This is a genomic window from Rhodococcus sp. NPDC076796 (assembly GCF_040702765.1).
In the GTDB taxonomy this organism is placed as follows: Bacteria; Actinomycetota; Actinomycetes; order Mycobacteriales; family Mycobacteriaceae; genus Rhodococcoides.
Window position 1 is genome coordinate 91,883 of record NZ_JBFBMS010000006.1, and the last position, 25,618, is coordinate 117,500.

The following is a 25,618-nucleotide window of genomic DNA, read 5'->3' on the forward strand; positions in this document are numbered from 1 at the left end:
ACGGTGCCGATCGTGCGTTTCGGCCAACCCCCTCCTCGGAAGCTAAAGACCAGCTAGCGCACCGATTCTGGTGGCTATCAACGCGTACGCCCTTGCGCTGTCGGTCAATTGCTGCACGGCCACCGACTCGTCCGGCCGATGTGCCTGGCTTTCGATCTCCCCCGGACCGAGCACGACGGTGCCTATACCCATCTGTTGCGCGACGAAACCCCCGTCACAGGATGCAGTCCAGATGTCGGTGACAGTTTCGGATCGAGCGTCGAGAACCGATTGCACTGCGGTACCGACCAATCCGTCGTTCACGCTGGTCAAGAAGCCCGGCATCTCCATCGCGACGTCGATCGTCACGTCGATACCGGATCCGGTGACGTGCGCGGCCTCGATGCGTGATCGCAGGTCACCGACGACATCGGCCGCCTTCTCGCCCGGCAGTAGACGGCGATCGACGGTGAGTACGCAACGATCGGCGACCATCGAGGTTCCCGTCCCTCCGGATATGGTTCCCACGTTCCAGGTGGCGGGGCCCAACTCGGCGTCCGGGTTCTCGTCCAGCTCGATCTGCGACTCCTCGATGATCGCGATGATGCGCGCTGCAGCCGCTATGGCGTTGGCACCGTTGCGAGGTTGTCCCGCATGTGCTGAACGGCCACGCACCTCGATCTCCAGATTCGCGGCACCTCGGCACCCGACAATGGTCACCAGATCCGTCGGCTCGGCCACCACGCAGTGGCTGTAGTTCCGCGGAGGTGGATCGGCCACGAACGCTCGGATGCCGAGACCGGTGTCCTCCTCGTCGACCAGACACGCCAACGTCATCGGGTGTTCGTCTGCGAGACCGGCTCGCTGCACCGCGGTCATCGCAGCCACGACGGCGGCGAGGCCGCCCTTCATGTCACACGCGCCGCGACCGACAATTCGGCCGTCTCGAACCACGGCGGAGAAGGGGTCGGTGGTCCAGCCCGTCCCGGCGGGGACCACGTCCGAGTGCCCGACGAACAGCACTCCCGGCCGCTCGTCGGATCCGATCGACACGATGACGTTGGGCCGACCCGGAGCCACTTCGACCGTCCGAACGTCGAATCCCAATGCACGACAGTGATCGGCAAGGACTTTCGCGGACTTCTCCTCGGTGTCGCCGGGATTCTCGCCGCCGGCGTCGATCAATGCTGCCGTCAGCGAGACGATCTCGTACTCGTCGATCGAATCGAGCAGAGCGCGTTCGGTATTCGAGACGGTCATCGGGTGGGATCGGAGGCGAGCAGGTGCTTGGACTTCTCCACTGCCACGGCTAGCCTTCTGATTCCCTCCTCGATGCGTTCGGGTGTCGACGAGGCGAAGCACAACCGCAACGAATCGTGGAACTTTCCGCCCACCGACAACGCCGGCCCGGGTATGTAGGCCACGCCCTCGGCCAGTGCCGTCTCGAACAGGTCTTGCGTCGAGAAGTCGACATCGTTGCCGCGCAACGTCGCCCAGAGAAAGAAACCTCCCTCGGGATCCGTCGTCGACATCGACTCGCCGAAGTGCTCGGCGATACTGTTCTGCATCGCGATCTTGCGGGGCAGGTACACCGAGGCCAACGATCGAAGATGCTCGTCGAGCAGGCCGCGCCGGATGTACTCGGCCACCATCCGCTGACCGGGCAGATTGGTGCACGTGTCCATGGCCTGTTTGGCGTTGACGATCAACTGCCGCGCCTCGGGGGCGGCGTCAACCCACCCCACTCGCAGGCCAGGGGCGATCATCTTGGAAAAGGTCCGTACCGAGAAGATCAACGGGTCGTTCGGACTGAGCGTGCCGAAACTGGGAATCGGATCACCCGAGAAGCGGAGCAGGCCATAGGGATCGTCGTCGAGAATCACCGAGCCCCACCGATGTGCCAGTTCGATCAACAGCTTTCGGCGTTCGAGCGACATGGTCACGCCGGACGGGTTCTGGAAGTTGGGGATCACGTAGATCATCTTGGGCAGGCGACCCGCGCGCTCGACGAGTTCGGGCAACGCCTCGACGATGAGGCCGTCACTGTCCATCGGAGCCTCGAGAATGTCGCCTCCGTAGCTGAGCACGGTGGCGGTTCCGTTGGTGTACGTGGGACTTTCGACGATCACCAGGTCGCCCGGATCGACGAACAACTTGCAGGCGATGTCGAGACCCTGCATTCCGCCGGAGGTGATCACCACCCGATCCTCGGTCGTGGGTTCTCCCACCGAGTCGAGGTAGGAGAGCAACGCGTCGAGCAGGCCCGGATCACCCTCGGTGGCACCGTAATCGAACGCGTCCGCGGTGAGTACGCTGCCGGCGATCTCGGTGAACGCAGCGGCCGGAACCGTCTCGGCTGCAGGAGAACCCATGGCGAATCGAACGATGTCGTGTTTCTGGGCAGCGAGGAGCGATGTCGACGAATCGATCACCGATCCCACCAGCTTGTCGGTGCGGAGGGCCCAGGGAATGCTGCTTGCGGAGCGACCCTTTGTGGCAGGAGTGGAGCCTGCGGAACGACCCTTTGTGGCAGGAGTGGAGCCTGCGGAACGACCTTGTGTGGATGCGGTCATGCTCACTCCTTCGTCAGTAGTTCTCGGGGGTATGCGGTGAAGGTTTCGAGGCCGTTCTCGGTGACGCGAACGGCCTCGGATACCTCGTATCCGTAGTCGTCCATCCACATTCCGCCGATGATGTGGAAGGTCATGTTCTCGGCGAGTACCGTGTCGTCGTCGGTTCGCAGGCTCACGGTGCGCTCACCCCAGTCGGGTGCGTAGGCGATGCCGATCGAGTAGCCGATGCGCGACGGCTTGTGCAGTCCGTGCTTGGCCAAGCTCGTGTTCCATACCTGCGCCAGGTCGGTGGCGGTGACGCCTGCCCGCACGGTCGCGAGCACGTCGTTCAATGCTTCCCCGGTGGACTTGGCGAGGTAATCCAAACGTGGGCTTGGCTTTCCGAGCACGATCGTCCGGGCCATCGGGATGTGGTATCGCCGAAACACTCCGGCCAGTTCGACGACGGTGGTCTCGCCCCGCACGAAGGGTTGATGCGACCAGGTCAGATGCGGGGTGTCGGCTCCGGCACCGGTAGGCAGCATCGGGACGATGGCCGGGTGGTCGCCGCCGAATTCCGGGGTGCCGCGAACCTGTGCGTTCATGATGGCCGCGGCGGCGTCGCACTGTCGTTCACCGACCGAGATCGACTGGTACGCAGCCGACATCGCAGACTCGCAGACCGTCGCGGCACCGCGCATCAGGGCGATCTCCGCAGGCGACTTGACCACACGTACCCAGTTGATGAGCTCGTAGGAGTCGGTGAAGCGGTACTCGGGCAGTGCCTTGACCAGTGCCTCGAATGCCTTGGGACTGAAGTAGTACGAGTCCATCTCGAGACCCACCTGGCCGTGCTCGAAGTTGTTCACCAGTCCCAGTTCACGCAGCTTCGCGGCGACCCAGACGAATGGGTGGGTGTCTCTGCGCTGCACGAAAGTCTCGGGGTAGCCGAACGTCCGATCCTGCGGCAGCCACGACGTCCGAAACGCGCCGTTGGCGTCCATCTCGCGAGCGAAGAAGTACATCTCGCCGTCGAGCGGTACGTAGAGCATCTGCGGGGTGTAGAACGAGAGCGCGTTGTACCCCAGCAGGTAGTAGAGATTTGCGGGATCGGTGACGATCAGAGCCGTGAGGTTCTGCGCTGCCATCCGATCACGGACGGCAACGAGGCGGGCCGCGTACTCCTCGTCGGTGAACGTGATCGGCGTGCTGTTCGGTACGTCCGGGTACCGAGCCAGTCCGGGAGCGGCCCGTCCTACGGTCTCGTCGGGACCGAGTGCAGTGACGTAGGCAACGTCGGGTGAGTCGTTCACGGGCACCCCCTTCAATGGGGTCGATTTAGTAGATTGTTGACAATCAGGCTAAGCGCTGATGAGAGAGGTGCGCAAGACTTCGGGTGTAAATGCTGTGTTGCGAGCCCGGAAACTATCCCGGCGTGGCCAGCGCCGAGTGTTCGGCCTGTTCCTCGACCATGGCACGGGTCAGATCGTGGATGGCGGTGTCCATGTGCTCGTGTACGCCCTTTTCCAGTGCGTCCCAATCCGAACCGAGCAACAGGTCGACGATCAGCTGATGTTCCTCCACCAACGCCTCGGGCCGGTAATACGCGGTTTCGAGGTTGGCCATGCAGATACGCGCCTCCGCAGCGAGCGTGGCGTACATCCGCGACATCCGGCTGTTGCGGGTCGCCGCAACCAGGGCGGTGTGAAACGCCAGATCCCGTTCGGCAAGACCTCGCCAATCCGCCCGATCGATGAACGGCTGCATCTGCATCACGATGGCCGAGAGCTCATCGGCAGCCGAGACCAAGCGCGCGCGATCCCCGTGCACCAGAGTCCACGCGGCACCGACCTCGATCGCCGCACGGGATTCGTAGATCTCGGCGACATCCTCACTGCTCAGCTCGACGACGAAGACACCTCGATTCCGATAGCTGACGAGCAACCCCTCCTGATTGAGGCGCTGCAACGCCTCCCGCACCGGCCCCCGCGAGATCTCGAGTTCCGCGGCGACGTTGGCCTCGTTGATCTGCTCCCCCGGGGCGTAGGAACCGTCGATGATGCGGTCGCGAATCTGGTCGGCAATGACCATCGACGTGTTGCGTGCGTCGATGGGCGTCAGTCGTCTCGAACTGGGCATGATCGAAAACCTCTCTCAGCCTCGGGGAATGGCGAAATATTTGTACTCCAGAAACTCGTCTATGCCGACTTTTCCGCCCTCGCGGCCGAGTCCGGACTGTTTGACGCCACCGAACGGCGCAGCCGGATTGGACACCAGCCCCGTGTTGAGGCCCACCATGCCCACCTCGAGGCGCTCCCCCATCCGCAGAGCCCGGTCGATGTCCTGGGTGAAGACGTATCCGACCAGTCCCCACTCGGTGTCGTTCGCGAGGGCGATCACCTCGTCCTCGGTGTCGAACGGGACGATTGCCGCGACCGGTCCGAAGATTTCCTGTGACATCAGATCCGACGCCGCATCGACGTCCGTCAGGACCGTCGGCGGGTAGAAGTAGCCGGGTCCGTCCGGGGCCACTCCCCCGACGATCGCACGTGCACCGCGCCCGAGGGCGTCGTCGACGAGTGTCTGCACCTTGGTGCGGCCCGCGTCGTCGATCAGCGGACCCACCTCGGTGCCGTGCGCACTACCGGCCCCCACCGACAGCGCACCCATGCGCTCGGCGAGCTTGTCCGCGAACTGCGCTGTGACACTGCGGTGTACGAAGAATCGGTTGGCGGCGGTGCATGCCTCGCCCATGTTGCGCATCTTGGCGACCATCGCACCGTCCACGGCACGCGCGAGATCTGCGTCGTCCATGACGATGAAGGGTGCGTTGCCGCCGAGCTCCATCGAGGTGCGCATCACCGTCGATGCAGCTTGTTCGAGCAGGATCTTGCCCACCGCAGTCGATCCGGTGAAGCTGATCTTGCGAGCCGCACCGCTGCTCATCCACGAGCCAACGACACCCGACGCGTCGGTGGTGGTCACGACATTGACCACTCCCGCCGGAACACCCGCATCGTGCAGGATCCCGGCCAGAGCCAGTGCTGTCAGCGGCGTTTGCTCGGCCGGCTTGAACACCACCGTGCAGCCTGCCGCCAACGCCGGGCCGATCTTGCGAGTTCCCATGGCCAACGGGAAGTTCCACGGAGTGACGAGGATGCACGGTCCCACCGGTGCGCGGGTGACCACGATGCGGTTCTTCCCATCTCCGGTGAGGGTGTGATCGCCCGAGATGCGTACCGCTTCCTCGGAGAACCAGCGAAAGAACTCGGCTCCGTACGCCACCTCACCGCGAGCATCGGCCAGTGGCTTCCCCATTTCCGCGGTGATGATCGCAGCGAGCTCCTCCGACCGCGCCATGATCAATTCGTATGCTCTGCGGAGGATTTCGCTGCGTGCACGCGGCGGTGTCGCGGCCCAGTCGGCGGCGGCGTCGACCGCTGCGGCCATGGCATTCTCGGCATCGTCGATGCTGCCGTCGGCGACCCTGGCGATGACCTCGCCGCTGGCGGGATCGATGACATCGAACCGGGCATCGGATGCTGCGGGGGTCCACGCGCCTGCGATGAACAGTTCGGTCGGAGCAGTGATGGTGGGGCGAGTGAGGCTGGTGGTCGAACTGGCGGTCATGGCCGCGGTCCTTTCGTCGAACGTGGATCGAGTATCTGCGCCAGGTGTACGGACGCATCGCTCGTCAGGTCACCGGTGAGTTGACGCACCTGCATGTGGCAGGAGAATCCGTCGGTCAGAATCGGGGTGTCGGGCTCGGCCGCACGAACCGCAGGCGCGAGGGCCTGCTCGGCGACGGCCATGCTCAGCTCGTAGTGCCGAGCTTCGAAGCCGAAATTCCCTGCGACCCCGCAGCATCCGGTGGCCTCCCGTACCGCCTCGATACCGACGGAAGCCAATGCCGTGCGCTGAGTGGCGTTGCCGAACACCGCGTATTCGTGGCAGTGCGTCTGTACCGTCACCGAGTCGGGGACCTCGGCCGAGGGCACCCACCCAGCGGCGGCCTGATCGATCACCGCGCCCGCGAAACTCTGCACCCGCGCCGCGACCCGTCTCGCGGCCGCAGTGGGAACCAGCTCGGGCATGTCCTTGCGGAACGCCGCCGCGCAGCTCGGTTCGGTGACGACGATGGGTCGGTCGGTGCCGTCATCCAGTGCAGCAACGGCTTTCGTGAGGTGCTTGCGGGCGGCCTTGAGCTGGCCCGTCGAAATCCAGGTCAGACCACAGCACACGTCGGTCCGGCATTCGGTGCTGCGACCCGAGTCCTCGAGCACGCGCTGCGCCGCACCCGCGACCTCGGGGCGAAAGCCCTGGGTGAACGTGTCGACGACCAACACCACGTCGGCGGCGCGGCCACCGCCGATCCGTATTTCGTGAGCCAACTCCTTCGCCGACGCGAAGCGCGGCAACGGCCGCTCGGTGGTCAGCCCACCGAGCCGAGCCGCCAGTGCCGCGATGCGCGGAGTGAGCAGACGGTTGAGCAGCGGTGCCGTTCGCTGCGTCACCTTCAGCCAACGAGGCAACCAGCCCAGCGAATAGTGCGAGAGCGGCCGCAATCGCCCCGCATAGTGATGATCGAGGAACTCGGACTTGTACGTCGCCATGTCCACTCCGACCGGACAATCCGACGAACAGGCCTTGCAGGACAGACACAGGTCGAGCGATTCGGCCACATCCTTCGAGGCCCACCCGTCGGCAACGGTCGGCGAGCTGCGCACCATCTCCTGCAGCACTCGTGCCCGTCCCCGCGTCGAATCCTTCTCGTCGCCCGTCGCGCGAAAACTGGGGCACATGACGCCTCCCGACGCGGTGCGACATCTGCCGACGCCGACGCACGACTGAGTTGCGTGCACGAAGGGATCCAGATCTGCCCGCGTTCCGATCTGGTGCAGATCGAAGGTCGTCTTCCATTCCCGCTGTGGGATGCCCTGCAGCATCAGGTTGTCCATCATCGGTTCCGGTTCGGTGATCGACCCCGGGTTCAGAATCCCGCGCGGATCCCAGATGCGCTTGAACCGCGCGAACGCGTCGAGCATGCGGGGTGAGTACATCACCGGCAGCAGTTCCGAGCGAGCCCTGCCGTCGCCGTGCTCGCCGGACAGGCTGCCGCCGTGCTTGACGACCACCCGCGCGGCGGCGCGCAGGAAGTCGTACATCACCCGTCGTCCGGCGTCGGTGCGCTGATCGAACGTGATGCGCACGTGCATGCAGCCGGCACCGAAGTGTCCGTACATCACGCCGGTCAGATCGTGTTCGGCCAGAAGCACGTTGAGGTCCGCGAGATAGGCGGACAGGTTCTCGGGTGCGACGGCGGCGTCCTCCCAGCCACCCCAGGACTCGACTCCGCTGGCCAGTCGGGTCGCCAGACCCGCGCCGTCCTCACGCACTCGCCACAGCGCTGTTCGATCGGCCGGGTCGGTGACGATGCGGCCTTCCTTGACGCGGCCGAGAAGACCGAGGGCCTCGAGCAGACGGGCGGCCTTGTTCTCCACCTCGGCGGTATCGGCTCCGTCGAGGTCGACGTAGAGCCAGGCGTTTCCCGCAGGCAGACCGCGGACGGACTCCGGTCCACGCCGGTACTCCATGGTCTGGGCGATGTTGTCGTCGATACCCTCCACCGCGGCAGGCGAGAACTCGAGAATGGCCATCACGTCGGCTGCAGCAGCCACCACGTCGTCGTAGCCGAGGCAGAGCAACAGTGCGGCCTGCGGCACGGGCACGACGGCGACGGTGACCGAGACGATCACCGCGCACGTGCCCTCGCTTCCGACGAGTGCACGAGCGACATCGAATCCGTTCTCGGGCAGCAGATGCGACAGGTGAAATCCGGAGACCTGTCGCGGTATGCGGCCCAGCTCGACTCTGAAGAGCGCGAGGTTGTCGGCCGCGAGCGAGTGCAGCTCGCGCGAGATACGTTCGGCCGCATCGGTTGCCGCCGCATCCTCCGAATGCACCGCCTCCACACCGCTACGGGTCACCCGGAGTAGGTGCCCGTCGGCAGTCACCACGTCCATGGCCACCGTGTGGTCGGCCGTTCGACCGTAGCGAACCGAGTGGTTCCCGCACGCGTCGTTGCCTACCGCCCCACCGACCGTCGCGCGTGTCTTGCTGGACGGGTCGGGTGCGAACGTGAATGCCCCCGATGTGCGCGCCGTCAACTCTCGCTGCAACTCCGAGATCACGATTCCCGGTTCCACCACGGCCGTTCGCGAGTCGGTGTCCACCGAGATCACGCGATTCATGTGGCGAGAGAAGTCGAGCACGATTCCGCGGCCGATCGCGTTGCCCGCCATGGACGTTCCGCCGCCGCGGCCGATGACTGCGACTCCCGCGGCCCCGCACAGAGCCATAACTGCAACAACATCGTCAGCGCTGCGCGGAAAGACCACAGCGGCAGGCGGAATTCGGTAGTTCGAGGCGTCGTAGGAGTACTCGGCGAGCCGCCGAGTCGAGTCGTCGATCTCGATCCCCAGTTCGCGCACTTCCTGCACGAGTGCGGAAACTGGGGATCGAACGGAAGCAGCCGTCACAGCACGTTCTTCAGCGTGCGCGACAACGCGTCGAGGCCCTGCCGCATCTCGTCGTCGCTCACGATCAGCGCCGGGATGATCCGGAGCACGTTGCCGAGCGCGCCACAGGTGAGCAGCAACAGTCCCTCGTCGATCGCACCCTGTTGCACGCGCAAGGCGGCCGCAGCATCGGGATTTCCTGCGCTGTCGACAAATTCGAGTGCCTGCATCAAGCCGAGTCCACGTGCATCACCGATGGCCGAGTGCTCGGACTTCAGTGCGAGGAGGCCGTCGAGCAGAACTCGGCCCTGCGCGGCGGCGTTGGCGACCAGACCTTCCTCACGCACGACGTCGAGCGTCGCGACACCCGCCGCAGCGGCGACGGCATTGCCGCCGTACGTGCCGCCCTGCGATCCGGGCCACGCCTTGCCCATCAACTCGGTCGATGCCGCGATCGCCGAGATGGGAAATCCACTGGCCAGACCTTTTGCGGTGATGACGATGTCGGGTGTGATCGTCGAATGCTGGTGGCCCCAGAACTTTCCGGTGCGTCCCACACCTGCTTGCACCTCGTCGACGATGAGGACGATCCCGTGGGTGTCCGCGCGTTCGCGGAGTCCCTCGAGAAACTCCGGAGGCGTGGGCAGATAACCACCGTCACCGAGTACCGGTTCGATGATGAACGCAGCGGTATCGGCGGGGCTGGACATCGTCATCAGCAGGTAGTCGAGTTCCTTGAGCGCGAAAGCCACTGCGGTGTCCATGTCCCAGCCGTACCGGAAGGCGTACGGGAACGGCGCGATGTGCACACCGCCCATGATCGGTGAGAATCCGGAGCGGAACTTGGTGCCCGCGGTGGTCAACGACGCAGCCGCCACCGTGCGTCCGTGGAACCCTCCGTGGAAGGCGATGATGTTGGGCCGTCCGGTGACCATGCGTGCCAACCGAATCGATGCCTCGACGGCCTCCGAGCCGGAGTTGGCGTAGAAGACGCTGTCGAGACCGGCCGGTAGTACCTCGCCGAGCTTGTCGGTCAGCGCCAGCAGTGGCTGATGCATGACGGTCGTGTACTGCGCGTGGATGATCTTGCCCACCTGCTCGCGGGCGGCCTCGACCACGCGCGGATGGCAGTGCCCGGTGCTGGTGACGCCGATCCCGGTGGTGAAGTCGAGGTACTTGCGCCCGTCCGTGCCGATGATCCAGCTGCCCTTTCCGTGATCGACGACGATCGGGGTCGCCTGCTTGAGTGCGGGGCTGAGGTGGGTGCGAGTCGACGCTGTCATGCCTGCCATCGTCACCCACCGGAATAAGATTGTCAACAATCTGCAATTGGCAGTTCAGGGGCGGGTGTACCCGTCGGAGCGATACAGTTCGTCGGTGTCCGCCTCGAGCCCCCGCATCGTCGTTCTCGGCAGCGTCAACATGGATCTGATCACCCGGACGCCTTCCCTGCCCGATCCCGGCGAAACAGTGCTGGGCACATCGTTCACCACCTCACCGGGCGGCAAGGGCTCCAATCAGGCCATTGCCGCCGCCAAAGCCGGCGTTATGGTGTCGTTCATCGGAGCGGTCGGAGACGACGAGTTCGGTGAGACGCTGCGCCGGACACTGTCGGACGCGGGCGTGGACGACCGCGCACTGCGCACGGCAGCAGGTTCGAGCGGAATCGCCGCCATCACCGTCGACGATCACGCCGAGAACAGCATCGTCGTGGTCCCCGGGGCCAACGAACGCGTTCACGACCTCACCGACGACGACCTCGCCGTCATCTCCGACGCCGATATTCTCCTGTGTCAGTTGGAGATTCCCCTCGCCACCGTGGTGACCGCATTCGAGTACGCACGCTCTCGCGGCGTGGTGACGATGCTGAACCCGTCACCGGTTCAGGATCTGCCCGACGCCCTGGTGGCGGCCACCGACGTGCTGGTGGTCAACGAGGCCGAGGAAGACCGTCTCGGAAACCGAGTGAACGAGGTGACGCACGTGATCACCACACTCGGTGCCAGAGGCGCTCGATATCGCGGCTCGGAATCGTTCGACGTCGCCGCGCCGCGCGTCGACGCCGTCGACACCACCGGGGCCGGGGATGCGTTTGCCGGAGCACTGGCCGCGTCCTGGTTCGAGGGACCGCGCAATGCAGTCGAATGGGCCTGTGTTGCAGGTTCTTTCGCCGCAACCAGGCCGGGTGCGAGTACGTCCTCGGGCACTCGTGAGGACATCGACGCACTGCGCGATGCGGTGCCAGGATGAACGCCCCCGACCTCGAGGAGCTTCGACGTCTGCGCCGGGCGCGCGACCGGATGGATCGTGAATTCGCCGAGCCACTCGACGTCCCCACTCTGGCTCGCACGGCACTGATGTCCACCGCCCATTTCAGTCGCCGCTTCCGCGAGGCCTACGGTGAGACGCCCTACGCCCATCTGATGACTCGACGGATAGAACGCGCCAAGGCCATGCTGCGCCGCGGCGATGTTTCCGTCACCGAGGCGTGCTTCGCGGTGGGCTGTACCAGTCTCGGATCGTTCAGTTCGCGGTTCACCGAGATCGTCGGCGAGACACCGAGCGCGTACCGCGCCCGCGACCACCGTGACAGCCAGGTGGTGCCGACGTGTACGGCAATGATTCTGGGTCGGCCGATGCGTGGCACCGTTACTGCCACCGAACCGAGCAGAATCGAAGAAGCATCGACGGCCGGGGCGTCCTAGCCTTTCTCCATGACACTTTCACTGAGCCACGTACACGTCTACACCGACGACCCCGATGCCTCGCTGGCGTTCTACCGCGATGCTCTGGGACTCGAGGTCAAGAGCGAAGTCGAGGGCGACGGCTACCGCTGGATCACTCTGTCTCCCAACGATCAACCCGAGATCGAGATCGTTCTCTCGCAGCCCCACGCGGGCCGCTCGCAGGAACTCGGCGATCAGATTGCCGCCCTGCTCGCCAAGGGTGAGCTTCCGGGCCTGCTGTTTCGTGCCGACGACCTCGACGCGGCCTTCGAGAGAATTCGCGCGGCAGGCACCGCCGAGATTCTGCAGGAACCGACGAGTCAGCCGTGGGGTGTGCGCGACGCGGCATTCCGCGACCCTGCCGGCAACATGGTGCGCGTCAGTCAGGCGTGAACCAGTCCCTCACATCGACGACGCGAGCGCCAGGCCGCCGCCGCATGCCAGTACGGACGCAAGCAGGCCGACTGTCGCGTTGACGGCGGCATCGCGGCGACGCCCCTGTTGTAGCAACCGCACGGTCTCGACACTCGCCGTGCTGAAGGTGGTGTACCCGCCGCAGAACCCGGTGCCGATGACGGCGTGAATGTCGGTCGAGCCTGCTCGGAACATCACCCATCCGGCCAGCACGCCCAGCAGGAACGACCCGGACACGTTGATGCCGATCGTCGCCCAGGGAAAGCTCGTTCGCGCCGCGAGACGTGACTTCACCTCCGCATCGACGACGAAGCGAACGACTGCCCCCAGCCCGCCGGCCGCCGCAACCCACAGCGCGATCATCGAACCACCTTGCCTGCCAGTGCGATTCCGGCCCAGGCTGCAAGTATTCCGAGAATCACGCTGACCACTGCGTAGGCCACTGCCAGACCGGTGAACCCACTCCGGAACCCTTCCACCGTCTCGAGGGCGAAGGTGCTGTACGTGGTGAACGCGCCGCAGAACCCGGTACCTCCCAGCAACCGCAGCCTGCGCCGAATTCCTGCATCGGGCCCGCCGCGTACCAGCGACTCGAGGAGAAGGCCCAGCACGAATGCGCCGGCGATGTTGATCCCGAAGGTTGCTGTGGGCCACTGCGACGCCGAATGCGGGAGCTGCTCCTCGATCACGTAGCGAACTGCCGTACCCGCCGCTCCGCCGACGAACACCACTGCCAGTGCCCACAAGTGACGGTGCACGGGTCCTTGGTCGGCCGGCATCGAATCGGAATCGGGATCGACCACCGCTGATCCTCTCGGACTGCACGGTCCGACCGTTTCCGACCGGCCCGCGTTTGATGTCGGATGCTTACTGCACGATGGAGCCTATGACAACGACCACGGAGTCCACGACCGGGAACTTGCGCGAGAGCGCCGAGGAGTTGTTGCGCGAACTCGCCGGCCCGGATGCGGTCCTGCGCGAAGATCAGTGGACAGCCATCGAGGCCCTCGTCGTGCACCGGCGGCGGGCGCTGGTGGTGCAGCGGACCGGTTGGGGCAAGTCGGCGGTCTATTTCATCGCGGCGAAGCTGCTGCGCGCACAGGGCCTGGGTCCGACGGTGATCGTCTCTCCGTTGTTGGCGCTGATGCGTAACCAGGTTGCCTCGGCCGAGCGGGCAGGCGTCCGCGCGGCGACCATCAACTCCGGCAACATGACCGAGTGGGACGACATCCATCAGCAGGTCAACTCCGGTGAACTCGACGTGCTGCTGGTCAGTCCGGAGCGATTGAACAATCCCGATTTCCGCGATCAGGTGCTGCCGTCCCTGGCTGGGGACGCCGGCCTCGTCGTGGTCGACGAAGCACATTGCGTCTCCGACTGGGGCCACGACTTCCGGCCCGACTACCGACGGATCAGAACTCTGATCGCCGAGTTGCGCGACGGTATCCCCGTGCTCGCGACCACCGCGACGGCGAACGACCGAGTGGTGGACGACGTCGCGGCGCAGTTGGGCGTCGGCGGCGGAGACACACTCGTCCTGCGCGGCGGGCTCGCACGCGACTCTCTGCGCATGGCGGTGGTGAAGATCGACAACGCGACCGAACGGGCGGCGTGGCTCGGCGACCACCTGAAGACGCTGCCCGGTTCGGGAATCATCTACACCCTGACGGTATCGGCGGCGAAGGACCTGGCGGCGCTGCTGACCGATCAGGGGCACGTCGTGGCGTCGTACACCGGTCAGACGGACCCGACCGAACGCGAATCGCTGGAGGGCGACCTGCTCGCCAACCGGGTCAAGGCCCTGGTCGCCACGTCCGCATTGGGCATGGGCTTCGACAAGCCCGACCTCGGATTCGTGGTGCACATGGGAGCACCATCGTCTCCGATTTCGTACTACCAGCAGGTCGGCCGTGCCGGGCGCGCTACGGAGCGAGCCGATGTGGTGCTGCTTCCGGGCCACGAGGACAGGCAGATCTGGAGTTACTTCGCCTCCGTCGCATTCCCCCGCGAACATCTGGTGCGTCAGGTCATCGATGCCTTGAACACCGACAAGGCCCAGTCGACGCAGGCGCTCGAGCCTCTCGTCGAGCTGGGGCGTAGCAGGCTGGAGATGGTGCTGAAGGTTCTCGACGTCGATGGCGCAGTCAGACGCGTTCGTGGCGGTTGGATGGCAACCGGGGAGCAATGGACGTACGACGCGGCCCGCTACGAGCGTCTCGAACAGGCCAGGGACCGCGAGCAGCAGGCGATGATCGACTACCAGGGCACCGACGGCTGCCGGATGGAATTCCTGCGCAGACAACTCGACGACCCGGATCTGGGCGCACCCGGTAGCGAGTCCGACCGATGCGGGCGGTGCGACAACTGCACGGGCGAACACCTGTCGGCATCGGTGGACGCGGCCTCGGTCGACTCGGCCAGGGCACGACTGGATCGGCCGGGCATCGACCTGCAGCCCAGAAAGCAGTGGCCCAGCGGCATGAAGAAGCTGGGTGTCTCGCTCTCGGGCAAGATCGCCGACCCACACGAACCCGGGCGCGTGCTGGGTCGACTCACCGACCTGGGCTGGGGTAGCCGACTGCGTGCCCTGCTCGATGCACCCGACGCTCCGGCCACCGATGCGTTGGAGAAGGCGTGCATCACCGTGCTCGCCCACTGGGATTGGAAGCAGCGGCCCACTGCGGTTCTCGCTCTCGACTCCCCCACCCATCCTGTGTTGGTGCGGTCGATCGCCGAGCGATTGGCCTCCGTCGGAAAATTGAGCGATCTCGGTGTCATGCAGGTCAGGGCAGGTCATCCGCCGGTCTCGGCGGCGAATTCGGCGTTTCGAGTCGCCGGACTGGTGGACTCATGGGACGTTCCGGACGTATCGTCCGTGACAGGGCCCATTCTGTTGATCGATCTGCTCACCGACACAGGGTGGACGTTCACCTGCGCCACGTCGGCATTGAAAGCTGCGGGTGCGCAGGCGGTGCTGCCGTTCGCTCTGGCGACACCGAAATAGGTGCCCGCCCGAAGCGGGTGGTTTGAATTTCATGATTGCGGGTACAGCCAGCCGGGCAACAACAATGTGACCATCATCACATTCGGCGGTTAACCAGGGGATGCATGTCCGATTCGGAGGTCGATTTCCGAGCGCACTCGATATGCCACGACGACCTTGTTACGTTTGTATTTCCCATGAAGCCCGCATTGCTGAGAAGTACCCCAGTCACTGCGCCGGACGCAGTGAAGTTTCGTAAGCCACAGATCTCCGACGGAGTCCGGCTCTGGGAGATCGCAAGAGATTCGCGAGTTCTGGACCTCAACTCCAGCTACTCGTACGTGTTGTGGTGCCGCGATTTCGCGGCCACCACCGTCGTATCCGACATAGACGGCCGCGCAGTCGGTTTCGTCACCGGATACATCCGCCAGGACGCCCCCCGCACACTGTTCGTGTGGCAGGTCGCCGTGGATGCGGACCAGCGTGGCAAGGGTCTTGCCGGTCGCATGCTGATGGAGCTGCTCGACCGCCTCGAGCCACAGGGCGTCACGCATCTGGAGACGACGATCAGCCCGGACAACGAAGCGTCCATCGCAACCTTCACGAGCCTCGCACGCAAGCGAGGCACCGATATCGTCAGGTCGGATTTGTTCGCGCCCAACGATTTCCCTGATAGCCACGAAGCCGAGGAGCTCTACACGGTAGGCCCCGACGCGTCGCGGAATTACGAAAGGAACAAGCAGAACATGACCGAAAAGAACACCGATACAACAGAGAAGCCCGATGTGTTCGAGACCGTCGAGTCCGGCGTGCGGAGTTACAGCCGCCAGTGGCCCGCCGTGTTCTCGACCGCGAAGAACTCGGTGATCACCGACGAGGACGGCAACGACTACCTCGACTTCTTCGGTGGCGCAGGCGCACTCAACTACGGCCACAACAACGACATGATCAAGAGCGCGTTGGTGGACTACATCTCCAGCGACGGCATCACGCACGGACTCGACATGTCGACCGTTGCCAAGCGCGACTTCCTCGAGTCGTTCAAGAAGAACATCCTCGACCCCCGCGGCCTGGACTACAAGGTTCAGTTCCCCGGACCGACAGGAACCAACACCGTCGAAGCGGCACTGAAGTTGGCCCGCAAGGTCACCGGCCGCGAGGCGATCATCAACTTCACCAACGCATTCCACGGCATGACACTCGGCGCGTTGTCGGTCACCGGCAACTCGATGAAGCGAGCTGGCGCCGGAATTCCGTTGGTGCACACCACGCCGATGCCGTACGACAACTACTTCGGCGGCGTCACCGAGGACTTCCAGTGGTTCGAGCGCGTGCTCGACGACTCGGGCAGCGGTTTCAACCGCCCGGCCGCAGTGATCGTGGAGACCATCCAGGGTGAGGGCGGCATCAACGTCGCGCGCCCCGAGTGGCTGCGCGCGCTGGCCGAGCTCTGCTCGCGACGCGAGATCCTGCTGATCGTCGACGACGTCCAGATGGGTTGCGGTCGCACCGGCCAGTTCTTCTCGTTCGAGGAAGCCGGCATCACCCCGGACATCGTCACGCTGTCCAAGTCCATCGGTGGCTACGGCATGCCGTTGGCGCTGACACTGTTCAAGCCCGAGCTCGACGTCTGGTCGCCCGGTGAGCACAACGGCACTTTCCGTGGCTTCAACCCGTCGTTCGTCACGGCCAAGGCAGCCATCGACCACTACTGGTCCGATGATGCCTTCGAGAAGGAGATTCTCGCCAAGGGCGAGCACATCCAGGATCGATTCATCAAGCTCTGCGCCAAGTTCGACGGCATCTCCACTCGCGGCCGCGGCATGGTCCAGGCACTGGTGTTCGACGACGCCGAGTTGGCGGGCAAGGTGTCGCAGCTCTGCTACGACGAGCATCTGCTCGTCGAGACAGCAGGACCGAAGGACGAGGTCGTCAAGCTGCTCCCACCGTTGACCACGACGATGGACGAGCTCGACCGCGGTCTGGACGTCATCGAGAGCGCCGTCGCCAAGGTTCTTTCCTGATTGTCCGTCCGCAACAACCGACATCGAAGGAGGACATCGTATGATCGTTCGCACCACACAGGAGATCACCGGTACCGATCGCGACATCGAGAGCGAAGACGGCAACTGGCGCAGCAAGAGGATCATCCTCGGCGGCGACAAGGTCGGGTTCTCGTTCCACGAGACGACGATTCAGGCCGGCACGGTGAACAACTTCCACTACGCCAACCACATCGAGGCCGTCTGGCTCATCGAAGGCGAGGGAACGCTCACCGACCGCGAAACCGGGGAGACCTACGAGCTCGGTGCGGGATCTATGTACCTGCTCAACGGGCACGAGCGCCACACCGTCGAGCCGCGCACCCAGATGCGCATGCTGTGCGTGTTCAACCCTCCCGTCGTCGGCAACGAGACACACGACGAGAACGGCGTGTACCCCCTAGTCGAGGTACCCGCGTAACACCAGCACATCGCTTACGGCCCGCACCGACGCTTCCGCGTCGGTGCGGGCCGTAGGCGTCGGTACAGTGCTCATCGAGCAACGGATCGCTATCCTGGACGAAGTGAATGCATCCCCTGTATCCGCGGCACTGTACGAGCAGCTGACTTCTCTGCTCGACGGCAGGACGGTCACCGTCGTCAGCGGCGCAGGCATGTCCACCGACTCGGGGATTCCCGATTACCGCGGTCCGCAGTCACCGCCGCGCAACCCGATGACGTTCCAACAGTTCATCGGTGACGCCGAATTTCGTCGGCACTACTGGGCACGCAACCACGTCGGGTGGCGACACATGGACGCAGCGGTGCCCAACGACGGCCACCGAGCACTCGCCCGACTCGAACGGGCAGGCGTCGTCAGCGGCATCATCACCCAGAACGTCGACATGCTGCACACCAAGGCGGGCAGCCGGAACGTCATCGACCTGCACGGCGTCTACGCCCGAGTTCGCTGCCTGAACTGCGAGCGATTGATCTCGCGTTTCGAGCTGGACCGGCGACTCGATCGTGCCAATCCCGGCTTTCTCGAATCGGTTGCACCCGCGGACGGAGTCGAGATCGCCCCCGATGCCGACGCGATCATCTCCTCGACCGCGCATTTCAGCATGGTCGACTGCGAATCATGTTCGGGGATACTGAAACCCGACATCGTCTACTTCGGTGAGAGCGTCCCCAAACCGCGCGTCGCCGAGGCATACGATCTCGTCGACCGAAGCGACGCGCTGCTGGTGCTCGGATCCTCGCTGACCGTGATGTCGGGCTTGCGGTTCGTCAGGCACACATCCAAGACTGCGAAGCCTATCGTCATCGTCAACCGCGGTACCACCCGCGGCGACGAGTTCGCCTCTCTCACAATGCATGCCGGCTGCTCGGAGGTGGCGACGGCGCTTGCCGACGACGTCGATCAGGCAGGAACCAGATCGTCGGCGTGAACCACCGGGCGCTGTAGCTCCGCGGCCAACTCCCCTGTCGAGCGCCCGAGCATCCCGACCAGCTCCCCCGAGTCGTATGCGACGACCCCGCGAGCGACCAGTACACCGACGTGGTCGACCAACGAGACCACGTCGCCGCCGTGGAACGATCCCGTCACCGACGTGATACCGGCGGACAACAACGACCGTCGCCGCTCCACCACCGCACGCACCGCCCCCGCGTCGAGATGCAGTTCTCCTGCGGCGTCGGCGGCGTGCCGAACCCAGAACTTGCGGGCCGACAACCGCGTCGGCCGAGCGGCGAAGGCGGTACCCACCTCGGACGTCGTCAGTGCGTGTGCGGCATCGGATGCCGCAGCCAGCAACACCGGAACACCGGCATCGGCCGCGAGACGCGCAGCGGACAGCTTGGACGCCATTCCGCCGGTGCCGAGCGCTCCCCCCGAACCGGCGACGACGCCGTCGAGATCCTCGGGGCTGGTCACCTCCGGGATCAGTGTCGCCTTGCCCTTGCGGGGATCACCGTCGTACAACCCGTCCACGTCCGAGAGCAGGAACAGTGCGTCCGCTCCGACGAGGTGGGCGACCAGAGCAGCCAGACGATCGTTGTCGCCGAACCGGATCTCCGCGGTGGCGACCGTGTCGTTCTCGTTGACGATGGCGACGGCACCGAGCGAGCGCAGCCGATCCAGGGTGCGCTGAGCATTGCGGTGGTTGGTTCGCCGCGCGATGTCCTCGGCTGTGAGCAGAACCTGCCCCACCGTGCGCCCGTACCGATGGAACGACGAGCTCCACGCATTGACCAGAGCGAGCTGACCGACACTCGCAGCAGCCTGTTTGGTCGCCAGGTCTCGTGGACGCTTGGTCAGGCCCAGCGGTGCCATCCCTGCGCCGATCGCACCGGAGGACACGACCACCACGTCGGTGCCGCTGCGCATCCGAGATTCGATGGCGTCGGCGAGCAGATCGAGTCGACTCAGATCCAGACCGGCGTCGAGGCTGGTGAGCGCCGACGAACCGATCTTGACCACGATGCGCTTGGCATCGGCGATCGTGCGACGGGTATCGGTGAGAGCCTCTGCGGGCGAATCGGATTCACGCACCGACACCACGTCTACTCCTGTTCGGAATCGAGCCCGCGTCGTACCTGGCGGGCATGCTTGCGTTCGGATGCTCCGATGCGCTCGACCTGATCGAGACGCGCATCGGTGCCACGGCCTGTCATCGTGATCTCGACACCGGCCGGAGTCTGCGGCTCCCAATCGAACGACACGTCGCCGATGGTGACCGAAGCACCGGGCTGAGCGCCGGCCTTGATGAGAGCGTCCTCGACACCGAGCCTCGCGAGACGGTCGGCGAGGTAGCCGACGGCCTCGTCGTTGGTGAATTGCGTCTGGCGCACCCACCGCTCCGGTCGGGTACCGCGAACGATGAAGCCGTCCGGGATATCCGGATCCTTGACGACCTTGAAGCTGTCGTCGTTCCGAGCGACCGGGCGCAGCACCTGACGCCGCGGCTCGGGAGCCGGATGCGCGGTGCGGTACTCCTCGACGAGCTTCGCCAATGCGAACGTCAGCGGCTTGAGACCGGCACGCGTCACCGCGGAGATGGTGTACACAGGCCAGCCACGGGACTCGAACTCGGCCGTGACCATCTCGGCGAGCTCGGCACCCTCCGGAATGTCGGCCTTGTTCAACACCACGATGCGGGGCCGATCGGCCAGATCACCGAGGCTGGCATCTCCGGACAGAGCCGGCTTGTACGCGGCCAATTCGGCTTCGAGGGCATCGACGTCGGAGATCGGATCGCGGCCGGGATCCAGTGTGGCGCAGTCGACGACGTGTGCGAGAACGGCACAGCGTTCGAGGTGACGCAGGAAGTCGAGACCGAGACCTCGGCCCTGGCTCGCTCCGGGGATCAACCCGGGAACGTCGGCGACGGTGAAGGTGGTGTCGCCGCTGGAGACCACTCCGAGGTTGGGCACCAGTGTGGTGAAGGGGTAATCGGCGATCTTCGGCTTCGCTGCGGACAGCACCGAGACCAGCGACGACTTACCGGCCGACGGAAAACCGACGAGGCCCACATCGGCGACGGACTTGAGTTCGAGGACGAGTTCGCGTTCGATGCCCTCTTCGCCGAGCAGTGCGAATCCGGGTGCCCGCCGAGCCTTCGATGCGAGAGCTGCGTTGCCGAGGCCACCGCGGCCGCCCGGAGCGGCGTCGAAGCGTGTTCCCTCGCCGATCATGTCGGCGAGCACGTTGCCCTTCTTGTCGAGCACGACGGTGCCGTCGGGGACCTTGAGAATCAGGTCCTCGCCGTTGGCACCTTCGCGGTTGCCACCCATGCCCTGAGTTCCGTTGCCTGCCTTGGCATGGCTGGAGAAGTGGAAGTCGAGCAGGGTGTGCACGTTGCTGTCGACGACGAAGACGACTCCGCCGCCCTGTCCTCCGTTACCACCGTCGGGGCCACCGAGAGGCTTGAACTTTTCGCGGTGAACCGAAGAGCAGCCGTTGCCACCTTTGCCGGCGCTGACGTGCAGCACCACGCGGTCGATGAATCGTGACATAGCTGTCTTCGATCCTTTCGTGAAAGAAAAAGCGGGAGAAAAAAGCGATAGGGGCGGACCGGTCTCATGACCCTGGTCCGCCCCTATCGGGAGCTGTGAACGTACGCCGTGGATGGTCGACTCGAGCAGTTGCCCGGTCGCGTCGGCCATCGTGAGCGCCAGCGCTGCAGAAGGACTAGGCCTCTACAGCGACCGGAACGATGTTCACGGTCTTGCGACCGCGCTTGGCACCGAATTCGACTGCGCCCGGGGCGAGTGCGAACAGGGTGTCGTCGCCGCCACGGCCGACGTTGACGCCGGGGTGGAAGTGCGTGCCGCGCTGACGAACCAGGATCTCGCCTGCGCCTACGGTCTGGCCGCCGAAACGCTTGACGCCGAGGCGCTGAGCGTTCGAGTCGCGACCGTTACGGGAGCTTGATGCACCCTTCTTATGTGCCATGTTGCATACCCTCCTCGGGGTGAATCAGCTTGGGAGAACGCGGGTCTGGAGAGACCTGGTTACTTGATGCCGGTGACCTTGAGGACAGTGAGCTTCTGCCTGTGTCCCTGACGCTTGTGGTATCCGGTCTTGTTCTTGAACTTGTGGATGCGGATCTTCGGGCCCTTGGTGTGCTCGACGATCTCACCGGCGACCGAGATCTTCGCCAGCTTGTCTGCATCTGTGGTCAGGTCGGATCCGTCTACGACGAGGACCGGAGCAAGCGAGACAGCAGTGCCGGGCGCTCCCTCGATCTTCTCGACCTTGACGAGGTCACCAACAGCGACCTTGTACTGCTTTCCGCCGGTCTTGACGATCGCGTACGTTGCCATCGGAGGGCTACCCCTTGCTTCTTCGAACTTGCTCGCGTTGCGCATGGCAACACGACTGGTCTGGTAAAACGTGTTTGCTTGCTCCCTATCGGCCGGCCGGGATGATGATCATCTCGGCCCGCTCGAGAACCGTTGTTTCCTACAGGGCCACTACGGCACAGCAGAACGGTGTCACCGGGAGCGACTTATCAAGGTTACGGCAGGGAGACGGCCAGGGTCAAACTGCCCAGTTCTGCTAGGCATCGATGTCCACCGGAGGACCTGCAGGCCGCGCTGCCGCGCGCCGTCTGCGAGGACGTGCCGCAGGCACCTCGACCGGCTCCACGGGCTGCTCGGCCGCCGCGGTGAGCGGTGCCGACGCCTCGTCGGGTGCCGTCCCGGCCTGGTCGGAGGACGTGGCGTCCACCGAGTCGTCCGTGGCGGGTACGACGATGACCATGCCCGCATCGGGCGCTGTGCCGGTCGGCGCGGCAGCCTTGCGGGCCACCCGCCGTCCGCGTCGAGCCTTCGGTGCCACCGGAACGGACGGCTCGGCAGAAGGCTCGTCGGCCGGAGCCTCGGTGGCCGGAGTCTCGGTGGCCGAGTCGGCTGCCGTGACGTCGGTCTCCGCGTCGGCCACCGCAGCGGCCGCAACGTCCACGTCGTCGGCGGAGACCACGGTCACCACTGCGTCGCCGCCGGGAGCTTCGGCCGGTGCCTGTGGCTCGACATCGGCGGGGCTGACGTCGGCCACCACGTCGTCGTGATGCGCCGCCATGGCCAGTGCCACCGGATGCGCCCGCTTGATCGACGGATCGACCACGGGGTGGTCGTGACCGTCTGCCTGCGCGTTCGAGGAGGCCCGGTCGTTGCCGTCCGACCGATCGTTGCCGTCGGCCTTGTTGTCCTTGCCACGTCGACGCCTGCTGCTCGTTCCCGAGTTGCCGGATTCGGACCGCGACGAGTTCGACCGACCGCCGTCGTTGTCCGGCTTGGCGTCGATGGGGAACGGGTGCACGACGATGCCGCGACCCTGGCAGTGCTCGCACGTGGTGGAGAACGCCTCGACGAGCCCCGTACCGAGCTTCTTGCGGGTCATCTGCACCAGCCCGAGCGAGGTCACCTCGGAAACCTGATGGCGAGTCCGGTCGCGTCCGAGCGACTCGGTCAGGCGCCGCAGTACGAGAACGCGATTGGACTCGAGCACCATGTCGATGAAGTCGACGACGATCATGCCGCCGATGTCACGCAGACGCATCTGGCGAACGACTTCCTCGGCCGCCTCGATGTTGTTGCGGGTGACCGTCTCTTCGAGGTTGCCACCCGAACCGGTGAACTTGCCGGTGTTGACGTCGACGACGGTCATCGCCTCGGTGCGATCGATCACCAGGGTGCCACCGGAAGGCAGCCAGACCTTGCGATCGAGGGCCTTGGCCAGCTGCTCGTCGATGCGGTGCGCGGCGAAGACGTCGACCGAACTGCCGTCGGCCTCGTATCGGTGCAGCCGCTCCATCATGTCCGGGGCCACGGTCTCGACGTAGTTGGACGTCGTCGTCCACGCCTTGTCGCCCTCGATCACCAGCTTGGAGAAGTCCTCGTTGAACAGGTCACGGATGACCTTGACGAGCATGTCGGGCTCTTCGTACAGCGTCTGAGGTTGCACGCCCTTGCCGGTTTCGGCGTTGGCCGAGCGCTCTTCGATGCTGGCCCATTGCGCCTGCAGTCGAGTCACGTCCCGTGCGAGCTCTTCTTCGCTGACGCCCTCCGCTGCGGTGCGGATGATGACGCCCGCCTCGGGCGGCACGATGTCGCGGAGGATTTCCTTGAGCCGCTTGCGCTCGGTATCGGGCAGCTTGCGGCTGATGCCGGTGGAACTGCCGCCGGGCACGTAGACGAGGAAGCGACCCGCGAGCGACAGCTGCGTCGTCAGGCGAGCGCCCTTGTGTCCGACCGGGTCCTTGCTGACCTGGACGAGAACCTGATCGCCCGGCTTGAGAGCCTGCTCGATCTTCCGTGAGTTTCCGCCCAGTCCCGCAGCGTCCCAGTTGACCTCGCCTGCGTACAGCACACCGTTGCGGCCACGGCCGATGTCGATGAAGGCTGCTTCCATGCTGGGCAGCACGTTCTGTACGCGGCCCAGGTAGACGTTGCCGACCATCGACGCGGTGGCACTGCTGGTGACGAAGTGCTCGACGAGCACACCGTCTTCGAGCACGGCAACCTGTGTGGTCAGCGGGTGATCCGGTGTCGCCTTCTCGCGCACGACCATGACACGGTCGACCGATTCGCGGCGCGCCAGGAACTCGGACTCGGTGAGGATCGGCGGACGACGACGGCCGGCATCGCGCCCGTCGCGGCGGCGCTGACGCTTGGCCTCGAGACGCGTCGAGCCCGTGATTCCCTGGACCTCGTCGCGGGGCGCCCGACTCTTGTTGCGCGGCTCACGCTCGTGCACGACCGTGTTGGGCGGATCGTCCTCGGACGACGCGCCCTCGGCAGCGGCCTCCGCTCCGGTCTTGCGCCTGCGACGGCGACGACGACGGCGGCTGGAGCCGTCCCCGTCCGAACCGCCGTTGTCGGAGTCGTCGTAGTTGTCCTGAGCACCCGAGTCGGACTCGTCGTCGCCGTCCTCGGCCGAGGAGTCTGCGGTGCGCGTGTCGTCGGATGAGTCGGTTGCATCGGAGTTCTGCCGGTCCGAGGTACGACTGCGAGTGCGTGATCGACGCGAGCGTCGTCCCGAGTTCGACTGCTGCCCGTCACTTGCCGAGGACTCGTCCGAGTCGGCGTCGGTCGACTCCGCGTCGGTCGAATCGGCGGTCTCGGTGCTGTCGGTGTCGCCGTCGGAATCGTCGTCCGAGTTCTCGTCGGTCGACTCGTCCGAGGACTGCTCGCCGCGACCACGTCCGCGACCACGACGGCCGCGCCGACGGCGTCGAGGCTGAGACTGATCGTCGTCGCCGTCACCGTCGGTCGAGCTCTCGGCGGTGGCCGACTCGTCGGCCTCGGAAGACGAGGACCGGTCGGTCGAGACGGCAGGGATCTCGGGTGCACCGGTCTCCGGCGTCACTGCGGACTCACCACTGTCGGTGTCAGCGCTGCTCTCGGTGTTCGCCACGTCGTCCTTGGGCGCGGCCTTGCGGCTGCGGCGACGCCGAGCCGGGGGCTCGGCCGGTGACTCCGTCGATTCCGTCGCCGGCGCATCGACGGCGGCGGGCTGCAGAAACAGAGGGGTGGCGAAGGTCGTCGCAGTGGGCTGGTCGGTCGTTGCCGCGGGCTCGGCGACCTTCGGCTCCGGTGCAGGTGCACTGGTGAACAGCTGCGGCTCGGACCACGGAACCTCGCCTGCGGGCTCTTCGGGGGCGGGCACCGGAGTCGGCTCGGCAGTCGAGGAATCGGTGTTCGGCGCTGCGGGGGCGTTGACCGAATCGCGAACGGACTCCGCAACGTCACGGCTCAGGCTCGACTGAGCACTGCGCGCTTCGATGCCGAGCTCACCGAGGGTGACGAGCAGCTGCTTGCTGGTGACGCCCAGGATCTTGGCCAGTGCGTGAACGCGCAGCCTGGTCGGCAGCTCGATGGTGTCGGGTTGCGCTGACGACACCGCGTCGGTTTCCACAGACGACACCGGGCCGGGGGGCTCCGTACGTCCTGCGTTTTC

Annotated in this window: 21 protein-coding genes and 1 pseudogene; 8 read left to right on the forward strand and 14 right to left on the reverse strand. The window is 65.3% G+C overall.

Features of this window, described 5'->3' with window-relative positions; genetic code table 11:
- Positions 1-42 precede the first annotated feature (42 nt).
- From AB0366_RS19120 to AB0366_RS19150, 7 genes are all read right to left on the reverse strand, one after another.
- Positions 43-1,239 carry a M20 family metallopeptidase gene (locus AB0366_RS19120; protein WP_366245287.1) on the reverse strand — a complete coding sequence of 399 codons (1,197 nt, stop codon included), beginning with the start codon at positions 1,237-1,239 and terminating at the stop codon, positions 43-45.
- Complete coding sequence (locus tag AB0366_RS19125) at positions 1,236-2,552, reverse strand: PLP-dependent aminotransferase family protein (RefSeq protein WP_366245289.1); 1,317 nt, start codon at positions 2,550-2,552, stop codon at positions 1,236-1,238. Before AB0366_RS19125 ends, AB0366_RS19120 begins: the two co-directional genes overlap by 4 nt.
- 2 nt (positions 2,553-2,554) lie before the next feature.
- Entirely contained in the window at positions 2,555-3,769 is a 1,215-nt protein-coding gene (locus AB0366_RS19130; protein WP_366245461.1) for a Xaa-Pro peptidase family protein, read from the reverse strand.
- Positions 3,770-3,956: 187 nt separating this feature from the next.
- Positions 3,957-4,670 (reverse strand): GntR family transcriptional regulator, encoded by a 714-nt coding sequence (locus AB0366_RS19135; protein ID WP_237669436.1) that lies wholly within the window; start codon positions 4,668-4,670, stop codon positions 3,957-3,959.
- Positions 4,671-4,685: 15 nt separating this feature from the next.
- Entirely contained in the window at positions 4,686-6,161 is a 1,476-nt protein-coding gene (locus AB0366_RS19140) for an NAD-dependent succinate-semialdehyde dehydrogenase (protein ID WP_366245290.1), read from the reverse strand.
- Complete coding sequence (locus AB0366_RS19145) at positions 6,158-9,031, reverse strand: FAD-binding and (Fe-S)-binding domain-containing protein (protein ID WP_366245291.1); 2,874 nt, start codon at positions 9,029-9,031, stop codon at positions 6,158-6,160. Before AB0366_RS19145 ends, AB0366_RS19140 begins: the two co-directional genes overlap by 4 nt.
- Before the next feature lie 35 nt (positions 9,032-9,066).
- Complete coding sequence (locus AB0366_RS19150) at positions 9,067-10,332, reverse strand: aminotransferase class III-fold pyridoxal phosphate-dependent enzyme (RefSeq protein ID WP_366245292.1); 1,266 nt, start codon at positions 10,330-10,332, stop codon at positions 9,067-9,069.
- A 94-nt stretch (positions 10,333-10,426) separates the two neighbouring features.
- Here AB0366_RS19150 and AB0366_RS19155 point away from each other — a divergent pair, with 94 nt between their 5' ends.
- The 3 genes from AB0366_RS19155 to AB0366_RS19165 are packed head-to-tail and all read left to right on the forward strand — an operon-like array spanning position 10,427 to position 12,168.
- Entirely contained in the window at positions 10,427-11,299 is an 873-nt protein-coding gene (locus tag AB0366_RS19155) for a ribokinase (protein WP_366245294.1), read from the forward strand.
- Positions 11,296-11,754 carry a helix-turn-helix transcriptional regulator gene (locus tag AB0366_RS19160; RefSeq protein WP_366245295.1) on the forward strand — a complete coding sequence of 153 codons (459 nt, stop codon included), beginning with the start codon at positions 11,296-11,298 and terminating at the stop codon, positions 11,752-11,754. Before AB0366_RS19155 ends, AB0366_RS19160 begins: the two co-directional genes overlap by 4 nt.
- A 9-nt stretch (positions 11,755-11,763) precedes the next feature.
- The gene (locus AB0366_RS19165) at positions 11,764-12,168 is read left to right on the forward strand and encodes a VOC family protein (RefSeq protein ID WP_366245297.1); all 405 of its coding nucleotides are present in this window, start codon (positions 11,764-11,766) and stop codon (positions 12,166-12,168) included.
- 9 nt (positions 12,169-12,177) lie between these two features.
- On the opposite strand, the gene crcB (AB0366_RS19170) is transcribed toward AB0366_RS19165, so the two are convergent.
- On the reverse strand, positions 12,178-12,552 hold the full coding sequence (gene crcB / locus AB0366_RS19170) for a fluoride efflux transporter CrcB (RefSeq protein WP_366245299.1): 375 nt from the start codon (positions 12,550-12,552) through the stop codon (positions 12,178-12,180).
- Entirely contained in the window at positions 12,549-12,968 is a 420-nt protein-coding gene (gene crcB, locus AB0366_RS19175) for a fluoride efflux transporter CrcB (RefSeq protein ID WP_366245462.1), read from the reverse strand. Before crcB (AB0366_RS19175) ends, crcB (AB0366_RS19170) begins: the two co-directional genes overlap by 4 nt.
- A gap of 107 nt (positions 12,969-13,075) precedes the next feature.
- Here crcB (AB0366_RS19175) and AB0366_RS19180 point away from each other — a divergent pair, with 107 nt between their 5' ends.
- The 5 genes and pseudogenes from AB0366_RS19180 (at position 13,076) to AB0366_RS19200 (ending at position 18,605) form a co-directional block, all read left to right on the forward strand.
- Entirely contained in the window at positions 13,076-15,193 is a 2,118-nt protein-coding gene (locus tag AB0366_RS19180; RefSeq protein WP_366245300.1) for a DEAD/DEAH box helicase, read from the forward strand.
- Between the two features lie 176 nt (positions 15,194-15,369).
- A pseudogene (gene ectA, locus AB0366_RS19185) lies at positions 15,370-15,870 on the forward strand (diaminobutyrate acetyltransferase); the annotation flags it as partial.
- A gap of 48 nt (positions 15,871-15,918) precedes the next feature.
- The gene (gene ectB, locus AB0366_RS19190; RefSeq protein WP_366245464.1) at positions 15,919-17,196 is read left to right on the forward strand and encodes a diaminobutyrate--2-oxoglutarate transaminase; all 1,278 of its coding nucleotides are present in this window, start codon (positions 15,919-15,921) and stop codon (positions 17,194-17,196) included.
- A gap of 40 nt (positions 17,197-17,236) precedes the next feature.
- Positions 17,237-17,635 (forward strand): ectoine synthase, encoded by a 399-nt coding sequence (locus tag AB0366_RS19195; RefSeq protein WP_314145362.1) that lies wholly within the window; start codon positions 17,237-17,239, stop codon positions 17,633-17,635.
- 130 nt (positions 17,636-17,765) lie between these two features.
- Complete coding sequence (locus tag AB0366_RS19200) at positions 17,766-18,605, forward strand: Sir2 family NAD-dependent protein deacetylase (RefSeq protein WP_366245465.1); 840 nt, start codon at positions 17,766-17,768, stop codon at positions 18,603-18,605.
- Here AB0366_RS19200 and proB read toward each other — a convergent pair.
- The 5 genes from proB to AB0366_RS19225 all read right to left on the reverse strand — a co-directional run bounded on the left by proB (position 18,578) and on the right by AB0366_RS19225 (position 25,585).
- On the reverse strand, positions 18,578-19,717 hold the full coding sequence (proB, locus tag AB0366_RS19205; protein WP_183130119.1) for a glutamate 5-kinase: 1,140 nt from the start codon (positions 19,715-19,717) through the stop codon (positions 18,578-18,580). The genes AB0366_RS19200 and proB overlap by 28 nt on opposite strands.
- A gap of 2 nt (positions 19,718-19,719) precedes the next feature.
- On the reverse strand, positions 19,720-21,171 hold the full coding sequence (gene obgE, locus AB0366_RS19210; RefSeq protein WP_121869471.1) for a GTPase ObgE: 1,452 nt from the start codon (positions 21,169-21,171) through the stop codon (positions 19,720-19,722).
- Between the two features lie 175 nt (positions 21,172-21,346).
- The gene (gene rpmA / locus AB0366_RS19215; protein WP_032379202.1) at positions 21,347-21,610 is read right to left on the reverse strand and encodes a 50S ribosomal protein L27; all 264 of its coding nucleotides are present in this window, start codon (positions 21,608-21,610) and stop codon (positions 21,347-21,349) included.
- Positions 21,611-21,669: 59 nt separating this feature from the next.
- Positions 21,670-21,981 carry a 50S ribosomal protein L21 gene (gene rplU, locus AB0366_RS19220; RefSeq protein ID WP_032394581.1) on the reverse strand — a complete coding sequence of 104 codons (312 nt, stop codon included), beginning with the start codon at positions 21,979-21,981 and terminating at the stop codon, positions 21,670-21,672.
- Positions 21,982-22,216: 235 nt separating this feature from the next.
- On the reverse strand, positions 22,217-25,585 hold the full coding sequence (locus tag AB0366_RS19225) for a translation initiation factor IF-2 N-terminal domain-containing protein (RefSeq protein ID WP_366245303.1): 3,369 nt from the start codon (positions 25,583-25,585) through the stop codon (positions 22,217-22,219).
- Between the last annotated feature and the right edge of the window lie 33 nt (positions 25,586-25,618).

Coding starts and splice junctions, on each gene's coding strand:
- AB0366_RS19135 (WP_237669436.1), bottom strand. CDS start 4,670: ATGCCCAGTTCGAGACGACTGACGCCCATCGACGCACGCAACACGTCG.
- AB0366_RS19160 (WP_366245295.1), top strand. CDS start 11,296: ATGAACGCCCCCGACCTCGAGGAGCTTCGACGTCTGCGCCGGGCGCGC.
- crcB (WP_366245299.1), bottom strand. CDS start 12,552: ATGATCGCGCTGTGGGTTGCGGCGGCCGGCGGGCTGGGGGCAGTCGTT.
- AB0366_RS19195 (WP_314145362.1), top strand. CDS start 17,237: ATGATCGTTCGCACCACACAGGAGATCACCGGTACCGATCGCGACATC.
- obgE (WP_121869471.1), bottom strand. CDS start 21,171: ATGTCACGATTCATCGACCGCGTGGTGCTGCACGTCAGCGCCGGCAAA.
- AB0366_RS19140 (WP_366245290.1), bottom strand. CDS start 6,161: ATGACCGCCAGTTCGACCACCAGCCTCACTCGCCCCACCATCACTGCT.
- rplU (WP_032394581.1), bottom strand. CDS start 21,981: ATGGCAACGTACGCGATCGTCAAGACCGGCGGAAAGCAGTACAAGGTC.
- AB0366_RS19120 (WP_366245287.1), bottom strand. CDS start 1,239: ATGACCGTCTCGAATACCGAACGCGCTCTGCTCGATTCGATCGACGAG.
- AB0366_RS19150 (WP_366245292.1), bottom strand. CDS start 10,332: ATGACAGCGTCGACTCGCACCCACCTCAGCCCCGCACTCAAGCAGGCG.
- AB0366_RS19165 (WP_366245297.1), top strand. CDS start 11,764: ATGACACTTTCACTGAGCCACGTACACGTCTACACCGACGACCCCGAT.
- AB0366_RS19125 (WP_366245289.1), bottom strand. CDS start 2,552: ATGACCGCATCCACACAAGGTCGTTCCGCAGGCTCCACTCCTGCCACA.
- rpmA (WP_032379202.1), bottom strand. CDS start 21,610: ATGGCACATAAGAAGGGTGCATCAAGCTCCCGTAACGGTCGCGACTCG.
- ectB (WP_366245464.1), top strand. CDS start 15,919: ATGACCGAAAAGAACACCGATACAACAGAGAAGCCCGATGTGTTCGAG.
- crcB (WP_366245462.1), bottom strand. CDS start 12,968: ATGCCGGCCGACCAAGGACCCGTGCACCGTCACTTGTGGGCACTGGCA.
- AB0366_RS19180 (WP_366245300.1), top strand. CDS start 13,076: ATGACAACGACCACGGAGTCCACGACCGGGAACTTGCGCGAGAGCGCC.